We start from the raw sequence: 15,462 nt of genomic DNA on the forward strand, positions 1-15,462 counted from the left end.
GCCGTGTATCAAAGTTGTTGTTGTTGCAAATGCAAAAACCCGCACCAGGGATTGAAATGGATACAGGCTCGCGCCTAATGCCTTGCAGGCGTATGAATGTAAAGCCCGCCCGGGTGCCCAAAAAGTAAACAAAAGCTTCTCTAAATTCATTATACCACTTCGCTGCAGGTATTATCTACCTATTATGTGTATGACGACTTCGATAAGCTGGCATTTGTGTTGCCGCCGATGTCTGGAGCAGATGCTGGAACGACCATCAGCCAAACCACACTGAATAACCTGTGCTACCAGTACCGTTATGACGAACGGGGACGACTGACGCAAAAGAAACTGCCGGGCAAAGGCTGGGAATATATCGTTTACAATAAGCTGGACCAGCCCGTACTGACACGGGACTCAGTCCAACGGGCAAATAATCAGTGGTCCGTCACCAAATACGATGCCTTCGGCCGGGTAACAATGACGGGCTTGTTAAACAGCAGTGCAACGGCTGATATACAGAAGACGAATGTTTATACCTACAGCCAGTGGGATATACGGGATTATACCAATACGAGTACAGGGTACCTGATGAACAGTTACCCGGGGCCCAGTACGGTACTGACCATCAACTACTATGATGATTACAACTTTAGTAATGTAACAGGAGCACCAACAAATTATACCGCACCAGGTAATTCCAGCACGATGACCAAAGGACTTCTGACAGGTAAGAAAACAGCGGTACTCAATACCCCGGCAGACATGCTTTGGGAGGTCAATTATTATGACGAGTTAGGCAGAACTGTAAAAAGCTATGCAGAGCATTACGGTGGTACCGCTAACGTGAACAATTACGACGCCGTAACTACGACTTATAACTTCACCAATGCGCCAACAAGTGTAACACGCCAGCACTTTACCACCGGCAGCGCAGCCATTCCTATGCTGATAGCAACGAACACTTATATTTATGATCACATGGGAAGAAAGCTAAAAACCTGGGAACAACTGACCTATAGCGGTAATCTGCCTACGGGCAATACACTGGTAAGCCAGATAGATTATAACGAAGTAGGGCAGATACTGACCAAACACCTGCATAGCACCGACAGCCTGAACTTTTTGCAGAACATCGCTTATACCTATAACGAAAGGGGCTGGCTGCTGAGCAGCAGCGCACCGCTGTTCGCCATGAACCTGTATTATAACACGAGTACAGGCAACAAAGCATGGAATGGCAACATCATGTATCAGTACTGGGGCACTCCGGGTAGCCTGAACTCGCATTATGCATACGCCTATGACGGGCTGAACCGGTTGATTGCAGGGAGTTCGACAAGCAACAATAATGAATATCCGATATACGACCTAAATGGCAACATAACGGCGTTCAATAGGGGTGTAGGGCCGACGACGTATGTCAATACAGATCAACTGGTCTATAGCTACCTTGATGCGAACAGCAACTATACCAACCAGGTGCAGAGTATTAACGAGTTGAATACAACCAGTACAGTGGGTATGCTTGGAGGGCTTACCAAATACACTTATGATGGTAACGGCAATATGCTCACGCAGGCCAATACCAATACTGCGAATAATCTACGGGACAAAACGTATAACTACAACCTGCTGAACCTTCCACAAACGGTAGTGGCCCATACAGGCATCACCACAACCAGTACGCTAACCTATACCTATGACGCAGCCGGAAACAAACTAAGACGGATAAGCACCGGCTTAAGCAACACGACCGACTACATAACCGGTATACAATATGACGGAGCGACCACACCGGCCTTAAACTTTATACAGACCGAAGAAGGTAAAGCAGTATACCAGGCCTCAACAGGTGGTTTTGAATACGAATACTATTTAGGCGACAACCTGGGTAATACCCGTGTAACCTTTGGCACCAAAACCGGAACAGCAGTTACCTACCAAACAGACGACTATTACCCGTTTGGCATGGAGATCAACAGCCTCACCAATTATCCGAAGAATGAATACCTTTACAATAAAAAAGAGCTGCAGGAGGAGCTCGGGGAATACGATTATGGCGCAAGGTTCTATGATCCGGTGATAGGGAGGTGGAATGTGGTGGATGCCTATGCCGAGCATCCTGACATCCTGATCAGATTGATCTTTCGCCTTATGCATATGTAGGCAATAACCCTATTACAAGAACAGACCCTGACGGCAACTGCCCACCTTGCGATGTTCCAGATGATGATGAGAATGATTTCCTACGATATTCTAATCAGGCCGATAGGAATCAAGACTATACGAAAGCTTTAATTCACGACGCAGCTGTCAGTATTTTGGATGGAATTGGTGTAAGAGACCTTGTTCGTTCGATTGAGCATCTTGGAGATAAGAATGTATCTACGACTCAGAAAGTAACCCGCGTTGTCGTGGCTACTGTCAACTTAGCACCAATTGATGGTGAAGGAGAAAGGGAGCCTAGCTCAGGTATGAAAGAGCCAACTTTAAAAGAGCCTGAGCCGATACTTGATAACAGCACTCACAAAAACTCTAATGATTATACTGGTCATCAAGGAGTGTATGATATTAAGGTCGACGGTGAACTTTACAAATATGGGAAAGCTGATATGACTAAAACAAGCAAGACCACCGGCGAACCCAAACGATTACAATCGCAACTAAATAAACTACAAAAGGAAAACCCTCTCGCTGATATTCAAGGTAAAATATTACATCAGGATAAAAATATTACTACTAAAGAAATAAAGAAGGTTGAAACACAGAAGATCCAAGAGTATAAAAATAAGAATGGCAAGAACCCTCCTGGGAATCAGAATCATCCAGGGATTAATTAGATAATAAATGGTATTAGCAATAGGAAGTTGGTTCAATGAACCTGGCATCGAATTTAGAGTGTCCTTTAAGGTACGTAAATTAATCAGACAAATTATGGTCGAAGACATTATGATGCCTTTTGGGCTAGAAGAAAGAGACCCTTATACGTTCATGAGACTCGTTATATCTACTTCAATTGGTACTAGCAAATTGGAGGTAAGAGGGCCAGAATATGACAAGAGAAACAAGACAATAAACTATGGATTATGGTTGCCTTATAAGAAAATAAACGAATCAAGTAGTTATTTGAATGAATATTTAAATAACCTTTTTGATGCTTTAGTGATTCTGTTTAAAAAATATGACGTTCCAGAGGATCCAGTTCGTTCCGTTCAAAAAAAGGTAGAGAAGGAAGTTTTAAACAATGCTGAGTATGAATATAACGAATAGATAAGCCCCAACTCTGGCGCAAGTATGAAGAAGGGGCAAGCGGGCAAAAGCTACTTGTGCCCATCTTAGTACCCAAATGTTGTTTTGGACTAATGATTTTTTGCTGTACTTTGATGCGGCATGAGCTGGAAATATAAATTCGGGGATCAGGACAAGCTTTACTTTGTAAGCTTTGCTGTTATTAACTGGATAGACCTTTTCATCAGGAATGAATACAAGCAAATCATGCTGGATAGCTGGAAACATTGCCAGCTAAACAAAGGCTTAGAAGTATATGGCTGGTGTATAATGACCAGCCATATTCATATGATAATCGGAAGCAACCAAAATAAGCTGGAGGATATTATGCGTGATATGAAAAGGCATACTTCCGAAAAGTTAAAAGAAGCTATAAAACCCTGATGGAATGCAGTGTGATGGCTGTAGAACAGCAGAGGCAATTGCTGGTGGAGGACTGGTAGCCGGAGGATATATGATAGCTGCTGCAGCCCCAACGGGTGTCGGTGAGATTTTTGCAATCCCGGCGGCAGCGGCAACCGTTGTTGCTACAACTACAGCGGCAGGTACAGTCCTATTGTATCATGCAATCTTTGGTAGTCATGGTAGTGATAAGCCGCTTGAACCATATGATAGAAAAAAGCATTACGGGAACACGCCAACTAAAGCTGACAGAAAGCAGTTGGAAGCCAAGCCCGGTGAAGTGGTAGATCATGATCCTGAATTAGTTAAAAGATATTATGAAGGCGATAAAAAACTGGTGAAAAGCCTGGTTATCAAATGACAGATGAGGAAAGAAGGGCAAGCGCCAAAGATCGATCTAGACACCGAAAACAAACAAAAAAAGAATCCGATTCACAAGGAGGAAAAGCGTCTCAATACTCAAAGGAGCAAAAGAAAAAACATGGCTTATAATAAGAACCAACTTTACAAAGATTTACTGATAAAACATTACTCAAATATCTGGGGCAAGAAGTTTAGGGAAAGAACTTGGGATAGAGGTCCAATGAAGGGTTTATCTAGCGACTTTTCAATTCTAGAATTTGAACCAAGTTTAAATAGAAACATGTGGACATATAGCACATGTGGTATGTCTACATTTACCCATATTCGCCCTATTGAATTACACGTTTTTTCATCCATACAAGATGATAGTATCTTAGAATTATTAACATCGGTAAGTTATTATCACAACGTTGATGATAATCTTGATTTGGGGCATACAGTCAATTTTGGTCGGTCTTGGCAAGATTCTTCAACATGCTCGTATGGTTTGATATCTTTACCATATCTAGATGGCCCAGATTTAGAAATATTTAATCCCAGTAAAGAAGGGTTGAAGATAGTCCATTGTTACTGGCTTATTCCGATAACAGAAGCCGAGTTAGAATTTAAAAAGCAATTTGGATTGGAAACATTGGAAGAGAGATTTGATGAAACTCAATTCAATTACGTTAACCCGCAAAGAGAAAGTGTTGTTTAATAGATCAATGTTGATAGTGTATTACCCCCCCCAACCTGGCGCAAGTATGAGGCATAGGCAGGCGGGCAAACGCTACTTGTGCCTATCTTAATACCCAAATTTGGTTTTGCAGCAATGATTTTTTGCTGTACTTTGATGCGGCATGAGCAGGAAATATAAATTCGGGGATCAGGACAAGCTTTATTTTGTAAGCTTTGCTGTTATTAACTGGATAGACCTTTTTATCAGGAACGAGTACAAGCAGATCATGCTAGATAGCTGGAAACATTGCCAGCTAAACAAAGGCTTAGAAGTATATGGCTGGTGTATAATGACCAGCCATATTCATATGATAATTGGAAGCAACCAAAATAAGCTGGAAGATATTATGCGCGATATGAAAAGACATACTTCTGAAAGATTAAAAGAAGCTATAAAGTCAAACCCTCAAGAAAGCCGCAGAGAATGGTTGCTTTGGATGATGGAGCGGGCTGGGCGAAAAAACAGCAATAACCAAAGTTTTCAATTATGGCAACAGGATAATCATCCGATAGCGCTTTATGACAATAAAGTATTACACCAAAAACTGGATTATATTCATTCTAATCCGGTAGAGGCTGGTTTTGTCGAGAAACCTGAAGATTATTTGTATAGCAATGCACGGGATTATTACGGGTTGTCGGGGTTCATAGATATATTATTGGTTGATCCTCTGGTAGCTTGAAACTTACCGGTCCGAAAGGAGAGGCACAAGTACCCTAACCCGCTTTTCCAGCCCGGATACTTGCGCCAGGATTTGGGGAGTATACATTAAATCACGAAGCGACGGCACTAACCTTCCATCGGGTATTAAAATGTAAAATTCTGATTGACAGGTGTTCGTATGGATGTGAACGCATAGGACCGGGCAGAGGCACTTCTTTACATCTTATCCTTTACGTTTAATAGCCGATACATTATATTTGTAACCCCACGGGATGTAGCGTAGCCCGGTATCGCGTCCCGACAGATGTCGGGAAGGTCGGAGAACGGGTTAAGAAACTACATAGGTGATGTGTTTGTAATTTTGAAAAATTACGGGATGTAGCGTAGCCCGGTATCGCGTCCCGACTTGGTCGGGAAGGTCGAGGAGTAGGGTTAGAAAACTACATGAGTGATATATTTGTAGTTCTGAAAAAGTTCGGGATGTAGCGTAGCCCGGTATCGCGCCAGCATGGGGTGCTGGAGGTCGTGGGTTCGAATCCCGCCATCCCGACATTTTTTAGAAAGTCTTTAATCGAAAGGTTGAAGACTTTTTTTGTGGAATCGCGTCCCGATAGGATCGGGAAGGTCGTGGGTTCGAATCCCGCCATCCCGACTCGTTAGAAAGTCTTTGATCGAAAGGTTAAGGACTTTTTTTATGATATCGTGTCCCGATAGGATCACCTCAAAATCATGCTAGGCCGAGAACAGCGGTTATGTAACAAACTTATAGAATTAGGTAAAGAAATATTTTCTTAACAGTTAATTTACATCTGAGCCGTCTATTCGCCCGGTTAAATAACTTAATTCATGAATAAATTAAAACTAAAACACGTATTAGTGGGCCTGACTATTCTATTGGCCGCATGTTCAAAAAAAGATGACAGTCCTATAGTGCCTGCCGGTGGCGGTACGACACCAGGAAAAACACCAACACAAGACAGCCTCTATCAAGTTACAGAAGACTTTGAGAAGGGCACCAAAGGTGCTTATGCCATTGCAAACGTCGCCCTTAAAACCGGAAGCTGGTCCCTGGATGACGCACTGATCGGCAACACCGGTTCTGACACCCGTATCGACACATGGTCTATTCGCCTTCGCACGGGTAACATCACTACCAATTTTAAAGTGAACGGGTTAACAATGGTATACGTTTCTTCTGCTACTTATGGAAACGATGGCGCGTCTACCTGGCAATTTCAAACCAGTACCGACGGAACAACTTTTACTACAGTTGGCAGTCCGGTTACGGATAACTCCAAAACTTTCCGTGTTGATTCTTTTGCTGTAAAGTCGGCAGTACCGGTGGCTATCCGCATTGTTAAAACAGGCACTACCCGTATTAACCTTGACAATATAGTTTTTAAAGGCACAGGAAATTCAGGTATCAAGATTGATACTACAACTTCAACCGGTACCGGCAGCACTGGTACCGGCAGTACCGGCGATAATAGCAGCCGTAACGTAACAGTAGGTACCGATGCTCCCCCCTCAAGCGGAGACAACTCGAACCTGTTATTGGGCAATCCATCAAACGCGACAACTGATGTGAGCAACAAGGATAATTACCTTATCGATCAGCATTATTATATAGAATCATACTCATCAACGCGCGGCACACCAAACTGGACGGCATGGCACCTTGATCAGTCAAACCTGGGCAATACAGACAGGCTGGATAATTTTGCTGAATGGGCCGGTATGCCTGCAGGCTGGTTCCAGGTAAGCTCCGGCGCCTTCAGCGGCACTGAATATAACCGTGGCCATAACTGCCCGAGCGCCGACCGTACCAGCAGTACCGATGCCAACAGCTCAACTTTTCTGATGACAAATATGATCCCGCAAACATCAGCTAATAACGGTGGTACATGGGGCGCTTTTGAGGAGTATGTACGCAGCTTTGTGCAAAACAACAACATGGAAGCTTACATTATAATGGGCAGCTACGGCAACAAGGAAACTATCGATGGCGGCCACGTAACCGTGCCTACCAATGTTTGGAAGGTGGTGGTATTATTACCGGTTGGCGATAATGATATTAGCCGCATCACCTCATCCACCCGCGTTATCGCGATCAATACACCGAACACAGATGATGTATCACCGGACTGGACCAAATACATCACCACAGTAAAAGACATTGAAACAGCCACCGGCTATAATTTGCTTACAGCTTTGAACAGCCAATTGCGAAGCACATTGGAAAGCGAAAAAGATGCCGGACAGTAAGCCGCATAACAGTTTAGCAATCAAAGCAAACTGTAGGTAAACTTTCAAATCCGATAAAAATGTTTTGGAAAACGGTCATTTAAGCAGGCAAAAGAACAAGCCCTTAGTATTAAAACTGAGGGCTTGTTCTTTTGTTAAATCTATGAATTAAGGACCAAGGAAAACAGCAATTTATATGTTTAAACAAAAATTCAGAAAAAATCCAAAATCTTTGGGTTAGTACCTTGGTTTTTATATTTTTATAACGTGGTCATATCTACCTGGTTGACTAAGGATTACTTTTCGGTTTCCCCTGCATCCGATCATACATCTATTTTTCAAATCACGCAACGTAACGCCAAAATAATAGTATGAAGACATCTTACAAAAACGATTACATTCCTACGGAAGAGCTCAGGAAACGGGCAAAATCTAAAATACCTAAATTCATCTTTGAATACCTGGAAGGCGGCTGCAATGAAAATATCAACCTGTATAAAAACTCAAAAGATGTTCGTGACGTAGAATTAAAACCAATTTATATCACAGAACATAAGGAAGCGGATTTAAAAACCGAGCTATTTGGTCACACGTACAATGCGCCGTTTGGTATTGCACCGATGGGTTTACAGGGATTTATGTGGCCCAATGCACCTGAAATAATGGCCAGGGCTGCTGGAGAGCACAATATTCCTTTTTTGATCAGCACGTTAACAACAGCAACGGTTGAGCGGTTGAATGAGTTGGCAGGCGGGGCATGGTTTCAGTTATACCATCCCAAGGGGGCCGAGTTACGCGATAAACTGATAAAAAAAGTTGACGCTGCCGGGTGCCCGGTTTTGGTATTGATAATAGATATGCCGACTAAAGCATATAAGTCATGGGATATACGTAATGGTTTTGATATGCCGCCCGAAATGTCGGTCAGAAATATCCTTCAGATGATGGCTAGGCCAGAGTGGGTACTTAGAACCCTGTATCACGGCAAACCATCATTTTCCATTATGAAGCCCTTTGAAGACCCTGCCAACCGGCAGTTTCATTTTGATCATAAGCTGGATGAAAGAAAAATATCTGAAATAAGGGATATGTGGAAGGGCAAATTGGTTATTAAAGGAGTTTCATGTGAGGAAGATACCGAGACCGCCATTAAACTGGGAGCTGATGGCATTATTGTTTCCAATCACGGGGGCAGACAATTGGATGCCGGCCAGTCATCTATCGCCACGCTGGGACCGATCGTAAAGAAATACGAGGGTAAGATCAAGATCATGATGGATAGCGGGCTGAGAAGCGGTCCGGATATAGCCCGGACGCTGGCTTCGGGAGCAGAGTTTACTTTTTTAGGCCGGAATTTTATGTATGCCGTAGCAGCACTCGGAGCTGAAGGCGCGAACCATATGATCCGCAGCCTGACGATCCAGTTAAAGCAGGTAATGGAACAAATTGCCTGTGTAAAGGTGAGCGATTTAAAAAATCACCTGGTAAAAAAGGATTGATCACTTTTGCCGTACCACAAAAGAGACACCGTTTTCAAACCCCGAAAAATCGGTCTTCAACCTGCGGGATACCACTTGCAAACTATCATTAAACCGCCGGATGACCAGGTAATGAAATGCAGGCTTGTAGGTGGCAGCAAGATCGTGGCTGAGTTCTTTGGTATAAAGCGGTTGATGAAGACCACCGCCTCCGCCAATAACCAGGAAGTGTTTGCCGTTCTCTACAAAATGCTCGTAATTATGTGAATGCCCTGAGATAAAAAGCACGCATTTTTTAGAGTTGATAAAGGCAGGAAGAAAGTTCTGCCGGACTGCCATAGATGGCTTTACGATCTTGCTGTTTGTATAGGGCGAATGGTGACAACCGACAATGATAAACTTAACGGAATCGTCTTTGTCCAGTTTCTTGATCATCTTATTATACCAATTATCCTGTGCTAGTATCTCGGCAGCGGTCATTTTGTTGAAGTTTGAATTTAGCAAAATGATCGCTGTGGAGTCAATAATCTCCGTGTATCCCGATGCTTTATACATCGGGAACCTGGTTTGAAAGTTTTTGACGCCTCTTTTCGGCCTGAACAATACTTCATGGTTGCCGAGTGTGGCATAAACCGGTATAGTGTCGTGCGAAAACTCCTTCAGGTATTCATCAATCGCGGTCCATTTGCTAACCCGGTAACCTACGGAAACCACATCACCTAAAATGAAAAATCCGGAAGGATGCAGGCTCAGCACATCCTTAAAGATCATTTTGGTCGCCTGCTGATTATGATTTGACTTGAGCAAGATCTTTTCCACCCACATTGGTTCCTGCGTGTCGCTTGTAAATGCAATTACCGGGCGCTTTTCCTGTGAGAAAGCCGCGCAGGCCAGGAGGCTAAGAATGAGTGCGCAAATAATTTTACTCATGTTGATCAATAACGCGGATAACATAAATTATGTTCATGGTTTATAAGCTAAAGAATTAAATATCGTATTAGTATATTCCACATCAAATAATCACGTCACATGCTTCGCCAATTTATTACGTTAATTATTGCCTTTTTTTATTCGGCTTTTATTTATGGCCAGGTACCGCCAATAAAACTAAAATTTGAAAAAGGGCATGTAACCGCCAGGTTTTTAGTCCAAAATCAGGAAAGGAGATTTACGCTGGACTCAAATTTACCATCAACGGCCACAAATGATACAACCGCACTTGTCTCTGCGGATAGTGGGAGAATAGTCACAAAAAAGAAAATCACCTACTTCGATCATCAATGCGTTATAACCAGCGAAATAAAAAAGACCGGTTACGGACTGCTGTGGGATACCTATATAGAAGGATTAGATAGTGATTTTACCATACCGATCGAAACAGCGTTGCAATGGGATAATCCTGCGCCGTTACAATTTTGGACAACATGGTCGGATAATCACTTAAATATAAAATCCAATGATTGGCAGGACCCTTTTATACCTGCTTCATTCCAGGATTTGAAACTTGTTTATGGCGGCGAGAGCCATACCTCGCGTGATGCTTTTGTTATTCCGATTGCCAGCAGCTTTTTTAAGGACGGTAATGTTGGTGTAAGTTTTATTGAATCATTAAATGATACCATATTAAACCTTAATATTAATACTACGGCTGATGGAAGAATAGCCTATCAGCATATTAATCACAGGATCGGGAAAGGCCGTAAAATTCACATCAGGCATCAAATTGTTTTTCATGAAGCAGATTGGAGGGCGGGGATATCCTGGCTGAAAGATAACTACAAGGATTATTTTGTGCCTGAAGCGCCGGAAGTAAATAGTATTGCAGGCTGTGGCGCCTACTCCTCATTCGAAGGCGAATTAGATACGGCTAAGTATCATAATATGGGCTTTAGCATTAATTGGAAAGCATCTCTTGATTTTCCTTATATGGGTCTTTTTATACCTCCGGTAAAAAACGATGATGAAAAGTGGACGAAATATAAACAAGGGGGAGTAATTGTGGGGGATGGGTATGCTTCCATAAGCCGGCTCAATGAATATTCCAAACACTTGAACAAAATGGGCTTTTATACGCTAAGCTATTTCAATGTATATGAATTTGGCAATGCTATAGTATATCCATATAAAATATCACAAACAGTAAACAGCAATGATTGGGAAAACCCCAACGATTTTCTTTATAAAAAGCTTAAAAGCGCAATGCTGAAACCGGCTGGTCAGTTACCTGATTGGGAGGACAGGCCGCTATACTCAAATTGGGAGGGCAGTGTGGTTTTAGACCCGGCAGTTCCATCTTATCATACATTGTTGTTAAACCAAGCTGAACTTCATATTGAAAAAATATCCGCTTCGTCCGGAATTTGTATTGATCGGCTTGACTGGACACGGTATTACAATGGTAATGGAGATGATAGCATAAGTATGATCGGGCAACAAAAAACACGTTCAATGCTGACATCCTGGAAAAGTATTATTACACCCGTAGCCCAAATGATGCATGCAGCACACAAGGCAATATTTTGCAACCCTTTAAATCGCAGAATTGATCTTCTGCAGCATATCGATGGCATTTATGATGAATTTGGCTATTTACCCTACAGCCTTAATTTGTGTTCGCAAATGGCTTTTTTTAAACCAATAATAGCCTGGACGTTTTCTAAAGAGAACCTGCAGCCAGACCCGGATGCTTATTTTCAGCATCATATCTATATGGGGGCTTTTCTCACTGTGCCCTTTCCTGGTAATGATCATTGCATCACGCCAGATAAGTGGGCTGATAAATATTATGCTGATTATGGCATGCTTCTTAGGGCATTGAAAGGGCGTGAGTGGATACTATCACCTCACGTAGTGGAAGTAGAAAATAATGCGGCCAAAGCCAATGTTTTTAAAACGAACGCAGGGGTTATTGTACCCGTAGTACTTGGAGGAAAAACTCAAAAGGCTTCGGTGCTGCTAAGGTTGCCTTATTCTGTTTTAGAGAAAAAAGACCTTGAAATAAAAGTATTGTATCCGGGTGAAAAGACCTGGAAAGTATTGAAAAAAGTAAAGTTCAGCAAAGTGATTAAAACCGAGGTGCAGCTGGAAAGAGGCTGCGCTTTACTTTGCATCAGCTAATGCTACTACTTTTGAAAACAGGCCTTATCGATCCTGTCTTTTTGCCTTAAATGATGCCGCAGATGCATTTCAGCAAACTGGAGCCAGTCTAAAGTATTGAAATAAAGTAAGCCGGGATGCCGGGTTTTTCCGATAGCTTTTGATGGATCAAATGATGCATACAGATTATTTACAGCTGTTTTTATAGCTAATAATTTTTGTTTTACTTCATCCTTGCTTTCAGGTTGTTTTATGTAGATCCCGGTGGCTGGCCCCTGGATCATCATATCAGGAAAGCTATTATTCCGGAGCATTATGCGTGCATTTTCATGCATTTCTTTTTCGCTGTCTGCATTAGTTTGTATAGCAGCAGCCATTTGTTCCGCAAACCAGGCGGTGTCATCAGTAATATGGGTATACACCTGTCCCAGCGACCAGGAATTATCATCAGGTTTTTGGCAAAGCATTTCTAAAGTGTAGTCATCCAGAAAATCGATCCATTTTTGGATGGTTTCGTTAAATGAATTGAGCAATGTTATTTCCCTTTGATTTTCCATGGTGCAGTACCGAAGATAGCTAAAAGTAGCAAAGTGTTCATAGCGTTCATGAGCGTTCACGGGCGTGTGAACGTGAACACCTTCATTAAAGATAACTGTTGTATACAGTTGTGAAGATTTACTTTCTCAACTTTCTGGTTAGTCATTCCATTTAATTCAGTAATTTTGCAGTGTCTTACCAGATCATAACAATGCTATTACTAAAAAGCAAGCAACTCCCTGTATGACTGCCACTTACAATAAGGATTTAGGAACAAAACAAAAGGCCCTGGCTATTAACCTGGACCCCAAAATATATGGCTCATTTGCCGAAATAGGCGCCGGACAAGATGTTGCGGCCAACTTTTTCAAAGCTGGCGGCTCTTCCGGAACGATAGCCAAAACTATGTCGGCTTATGACATGACCTTTTCTGACGCCATTTATGGCGTTCAGCAAGTAAAGCGTTATGTAAGCGAAGCCCGGTTGATTTCCATGCTGGAGCATGAGTATGGTCTGCTGATCGAGCGTTTGGCTGCTCAGCGTGGCGATACAACAACCTTCTTTGCGTTTTCGGATACCATGTCGGCCCTAAATTTCCATAAGACCAACGAAGGTCATGGATGGATGGGCGTACGGTTCCAACTAGAACCTAATGGTGCATATAATGATGTGATCCTTCACGTAAAGCTGCTGGATAACGATAACAATCTGCAACAGCAGGCGGTAGGTATATTGGGTGTAAACCTGATGTATGCCTGCTTTTATTATCATGAAGTTGCGCCGGTTTTCCTGCTGTCGTTGATGGACGATCTTTCAAAAGACCGTATCCAGATCGATATGATCCGTTTTGAAGGACCGAATTTCACCAATGTAGATAACAGGCTGATGAGCTTGCTCCTGGTAAAATACGGGTTTTCGGATGCCGCGGTGTTTGGTCCGGATGGCAAGAATCAGCAGCCTTCGGAAGTATTGTACAAAAAGCACATTGTTGTAGTGAGGGGCCGTTTCCGCCCGGTGATCAACGTTCATATGGATATGCTGCATACCGGTGTAAAACAGTTTTTGCAGGAGCCCGATGTAGACCATTCACAAGTTGTGGTAATCACTGAGCTCACTTTAACGGCGTTGAAGGAAAGAAATGCTGATGATAGTTCAGAGATTGATGAAAAGGATTTTCTTGATCGTGTGGACATTCTATGTTCACTTGGACAAACGGTATTGATATCAAATTTCCATGAATATTATAAATTGGTGTCCTACCTGTCAAAGATCACCAAACTGAAAATGGGCGTTGTATTAGGTTATCCTAACCTGGAATACATTTTCTCTGAAGAGCACTATAAAGATCTGCCAGGAGGTATCCTCGAGTCGTTTGCTACACTTTTCAGTCGCAAGGTAAAACTGTTTATCTATCCAACCCTGCGCGATGGCATGATCATGAACTGCCTGCGTTTTTATCCGCCTCCACATCTTATCGATTTGTATCGCTATCTGATAGCCAACAACAAAATTGAAGACATCAGGAACTATAATGAAAGTAATCTTAACGTGCAGACTGATAATGTTTTGGAGCTTATCAAATCAGGCGCCGATGGATGGGAAGAACTTGTACCCGCCGAGGTAGCAGCAGTAATAAAAGACCGCTGTCTTTTCGGTTACCCGTGTAAAACTGAAACCGCAAAAGAGGAAGTTAAGGCTGACGAACCATCGGAGCATACCGGAGTGTAAATCGGCGGCCAAAGGCTCTTTAGATTTATTGTCTTAAAGATTTTACGGGACTGAAAAAACATAATTCATAACTTAGCTATAAGCCAAAGAATTATGAAACCTGTAAAACTAATCCTGTGGATGCTGCTTTGCGTAGTTGCCGTTGCATTTGCTCCTTTTTTACCCAAAGAACATTGGAAGTTCTTATTTAACGGAAAAGACCTTTCCGGATGGGATACCTATATCGGACCGGATTTAGACGATAACGGCAAACCAATCACCAGCACGCCTATAGGGCTAAATAATGATCCGCGCCATGTGTTTACTGTTGTGCAGGATAATGGCGAAAATGTTATCCGCGTATCGGGCCAAAATTGGGGTGCGATCATTACAAAAAGTGAATTCGAAAATTATCATTTGCAACTGCAATTCAAATGGGGCGACCTTTCCTGGGGACAGAAGAAAGGTAAGAAAAAAGACAGCGGTTTGCTGTACCATTCTGTAGGGAAATATGGAGCAGATTATGGTGCCTGGATGCGCGCACAGGAATTCCAGATAGAAGAGGGGAATACCGGGGATTATTGGGGCTGTGCAGGCGGCGAGGCGGATATACCTGCTGACAAGAAATCAGAAACCGATTATGTATATGATCCACGTGGAACATTGCTGCGGTTTAGCCAGCAAAGCAAACAAAGCCGTCATTGCATCAAGCAAGGTGATGCGGAAAATCCTTCAGGTCAATGGAATACACTTGATTTGTATTGCCATGGTGATACCAGCATTCATGTAGTAAATGGAAAGGTAATGATGGTGTTGTATCATAACCAGCAATCAGAAAACGGCCAGGATTTAACGTTGACTAAAGGCCGGATTCAATTGCAATCGGAAGGGGCAGAGTTATTTTATAGAAATATAAGGATACAGTCCATCAATATCCTGCCCCAAGAGTTGATTAAGCAATAAGGAATGTGACATAAACTAAAA

14 protein-coding genes and 1 tRNA gene are annotated in these 15,462 nt (G+C 42.5%); 13 read left to right on the forward strand and 2 right to left on the reverse strand.

What is annotated here, in order from left to right:
* Positions 1–186: 186 nt before the first annotated feature.
* From VIM89_RS10665 to VIM89_RS10710, 10 genes are all read left to right on the forward strand, one after another.
* Positions 187–2,148, forward strand: coding sequence for an RHS repeat-associated core domain-containing protein (locus tag VIM89_RS10665; protein ID WP_488156134.1), 1,962 nt, complete (start codon positions 187–189; stop codon positions 2,146–2,148).
* Positions 2,149–2,303: 155 nt separating this feature from the next.
* Entirely contained in the window at positions 2,304–2,822 is a 519-nt protein-coding gene (locus tag VIM89_RS10670) for a hypothetical protein (protein ID WP_488156135.1), read from the forward strand.
* A 7-nt stretch (positions 2,823–2,829) separates the two neighbouring features.
* On the forward strand, positions 2,830–3,252 hold the full coding sequence (locus tag VIM89_RS10675; RefSeq protein ID WP_488156136.1) for a hypothetical protein: 423 nt from the start codon (positions 2,830–2,832) through the stop codon (positions 3,250–3,252).
* A gap of 120 nt (positions 3,253–3,372) precedes the next feature.
* Entirely contained in the window at positions 3,373–3,654 is a 282-nt protein-coding gene (locus VIM89_RS10680; RefSeq protein WP_488156137.1) for a transposase, read from the forward strand.
* 4 nt (positions 3,655–3,658) lie between these two features.
* On the forward strand, positions 3,659–4,033 hold the full coding sequence (locus tag VIM89_RS10685) for a hypothetical protein (protein ID WP_488156138.1): 375 nt from the start codon (positions 3,659–3,661) through the stop codon (positions 4,031–4,033).
* A 3-nt stretch (positions 4,034–4,036) separates the two neighbouring features.
* Positions 4,037–4,732, forward strand: coding sequence for a suppressor of fused domain protein (locus tag VIM89_RS10690; protein WP_488156139.1), 696 nt, complete (start codon positions 4,037–4,039; stop codon positions 4,730–4,732).
* Positions 4,733–4,874: 142 nt separating this feature from the next.
* Positions 4,875–5,435, forward strand: a complete 561-nt coding sequence (locus VIM89_RS10695; protein ID WP_488156140.1) for an REP-associated tyrosine transposase — start codon at positions 4,875–4,877, stop codon at positions 5,433–5,435.
* Positions 5,436–5,892: 457 nt separating this feature from the next.
* A tRNA-Pro gene (locus tag VIM89_RS10700) sits at positions 5,893–5,966 on the forward strand.
* A gap of 296 nt (positions 5,967–6,262) precedes the next feature.
* The gene (locus VIM89_RS10705; RefSeq protein ID WP_488156141.1) at positions 6,263–7,681 is read left to right on the forward strand and encodes a DNA/RNA non-specific endonuclease; all 1,419 of its coding nucleotides are present in this window, start codon (positions 6,263–6,265) and stop codon (positions 7,679–7,681) included.
* A gap of 350 nt (positions 7,682–8,031) precedes the next feature.
* A complete protein-coding gene (locus VIM89_RS10710; RefSeq protein WP_488156142.1) occupies positions 8,032–9,159 on the forward strand; it encodes an alpha-hydroxy acid oxidase in 1,128 nt (375 codons plus the stop codon).
* On the opposite strand, the gene VIM89_RS10715 is transcribed toward VIM89_RS10710, so the two are convergent.
* Entirely contained in the window at positions 9,160–10,068 is a 909-nt protein-coding gene (locus tag VIM89_RS10715) for a metallophosphoesterase family protein (RefSeq protein ID WP_488156143.1), read from the reverse strand. It abuts the gene before it with no gap.
* A 99-nt stretch (positions 10,069–10,167) separates the two neighbouring features.
* On the opposite strand from VIM89_RS10715, the gene VIM89_RS10720 reads away from it, so the two are divergent.
* Positions 10,168–12,255 (forward strand): hypothetical protein, encoded by a 2,088-nt coding sequence (locus VIM89_RS10720; protein ID WP_488156144.1) that lies wholly within the window; start codon positions 10,168–10,170, stop codon positions 12,253–12,255.
* 5 nt (positions 12,256–12,260) lie between these two features.
* Here VIM89_RS10720 and VIM89_RS10725 read toward each other — a convergent pair whose 3' ends face one another.
* Positions 12,261–12,791 carry a DinB family protein gene (locus VIM89_RS10725; RefSeq protein ID WP_488156145.1) on the reverse strand — a complete coding sequence of 177 codons (531 nt, stop codon included), beginning with the start codon at positions 12,789–12,791 and terminating at the stop codon, positions 12,261–12,263.
* Positions 12,792–13,014: 223 nt separating this feature from the next.
* Here VIM89_RS10725 and VIM89_RS10730 point away from each other — a divergent pair, with 223 nt between their 5' ends.
* Together VIM89_RS10730 and VIM89_RS10735 are read left to right on the forward strand one after the other, a co-directional pair.
* A complete protein-coding gene (locus VIM89_RS10730) occupies positions 13,015–14,499 on the forward strand; it encodes a TonB-dependent receptor (protein ID WP_488156146.1) in 1,485 nt (494 codons plus the stop codon).
* Positions 14,500–14,592: 93 nt separating this feature from the next.
* Positions 14,593–15,441 (forward strand): 3-keto-disaccharide hydrolase, encoded by an 849-nt coding sequence (locus tag VIM89_RS10735; protein WP_488156147.1) that lies wholly within the window; start codon positions 14,593–14,595, stop codon positions 15,439–15,441.
* Positions 15,442–15,462: the final 21 nt, after the last annotated feature.

This window comes from Mucilaginibacter sp., assembly GCF_036568825.1.
GTDB lineage: Bacteria > Bacteroidota > Bacteroidia > Sphingobacteriales > Sphingobacteriaceae > Mucilaginibacter.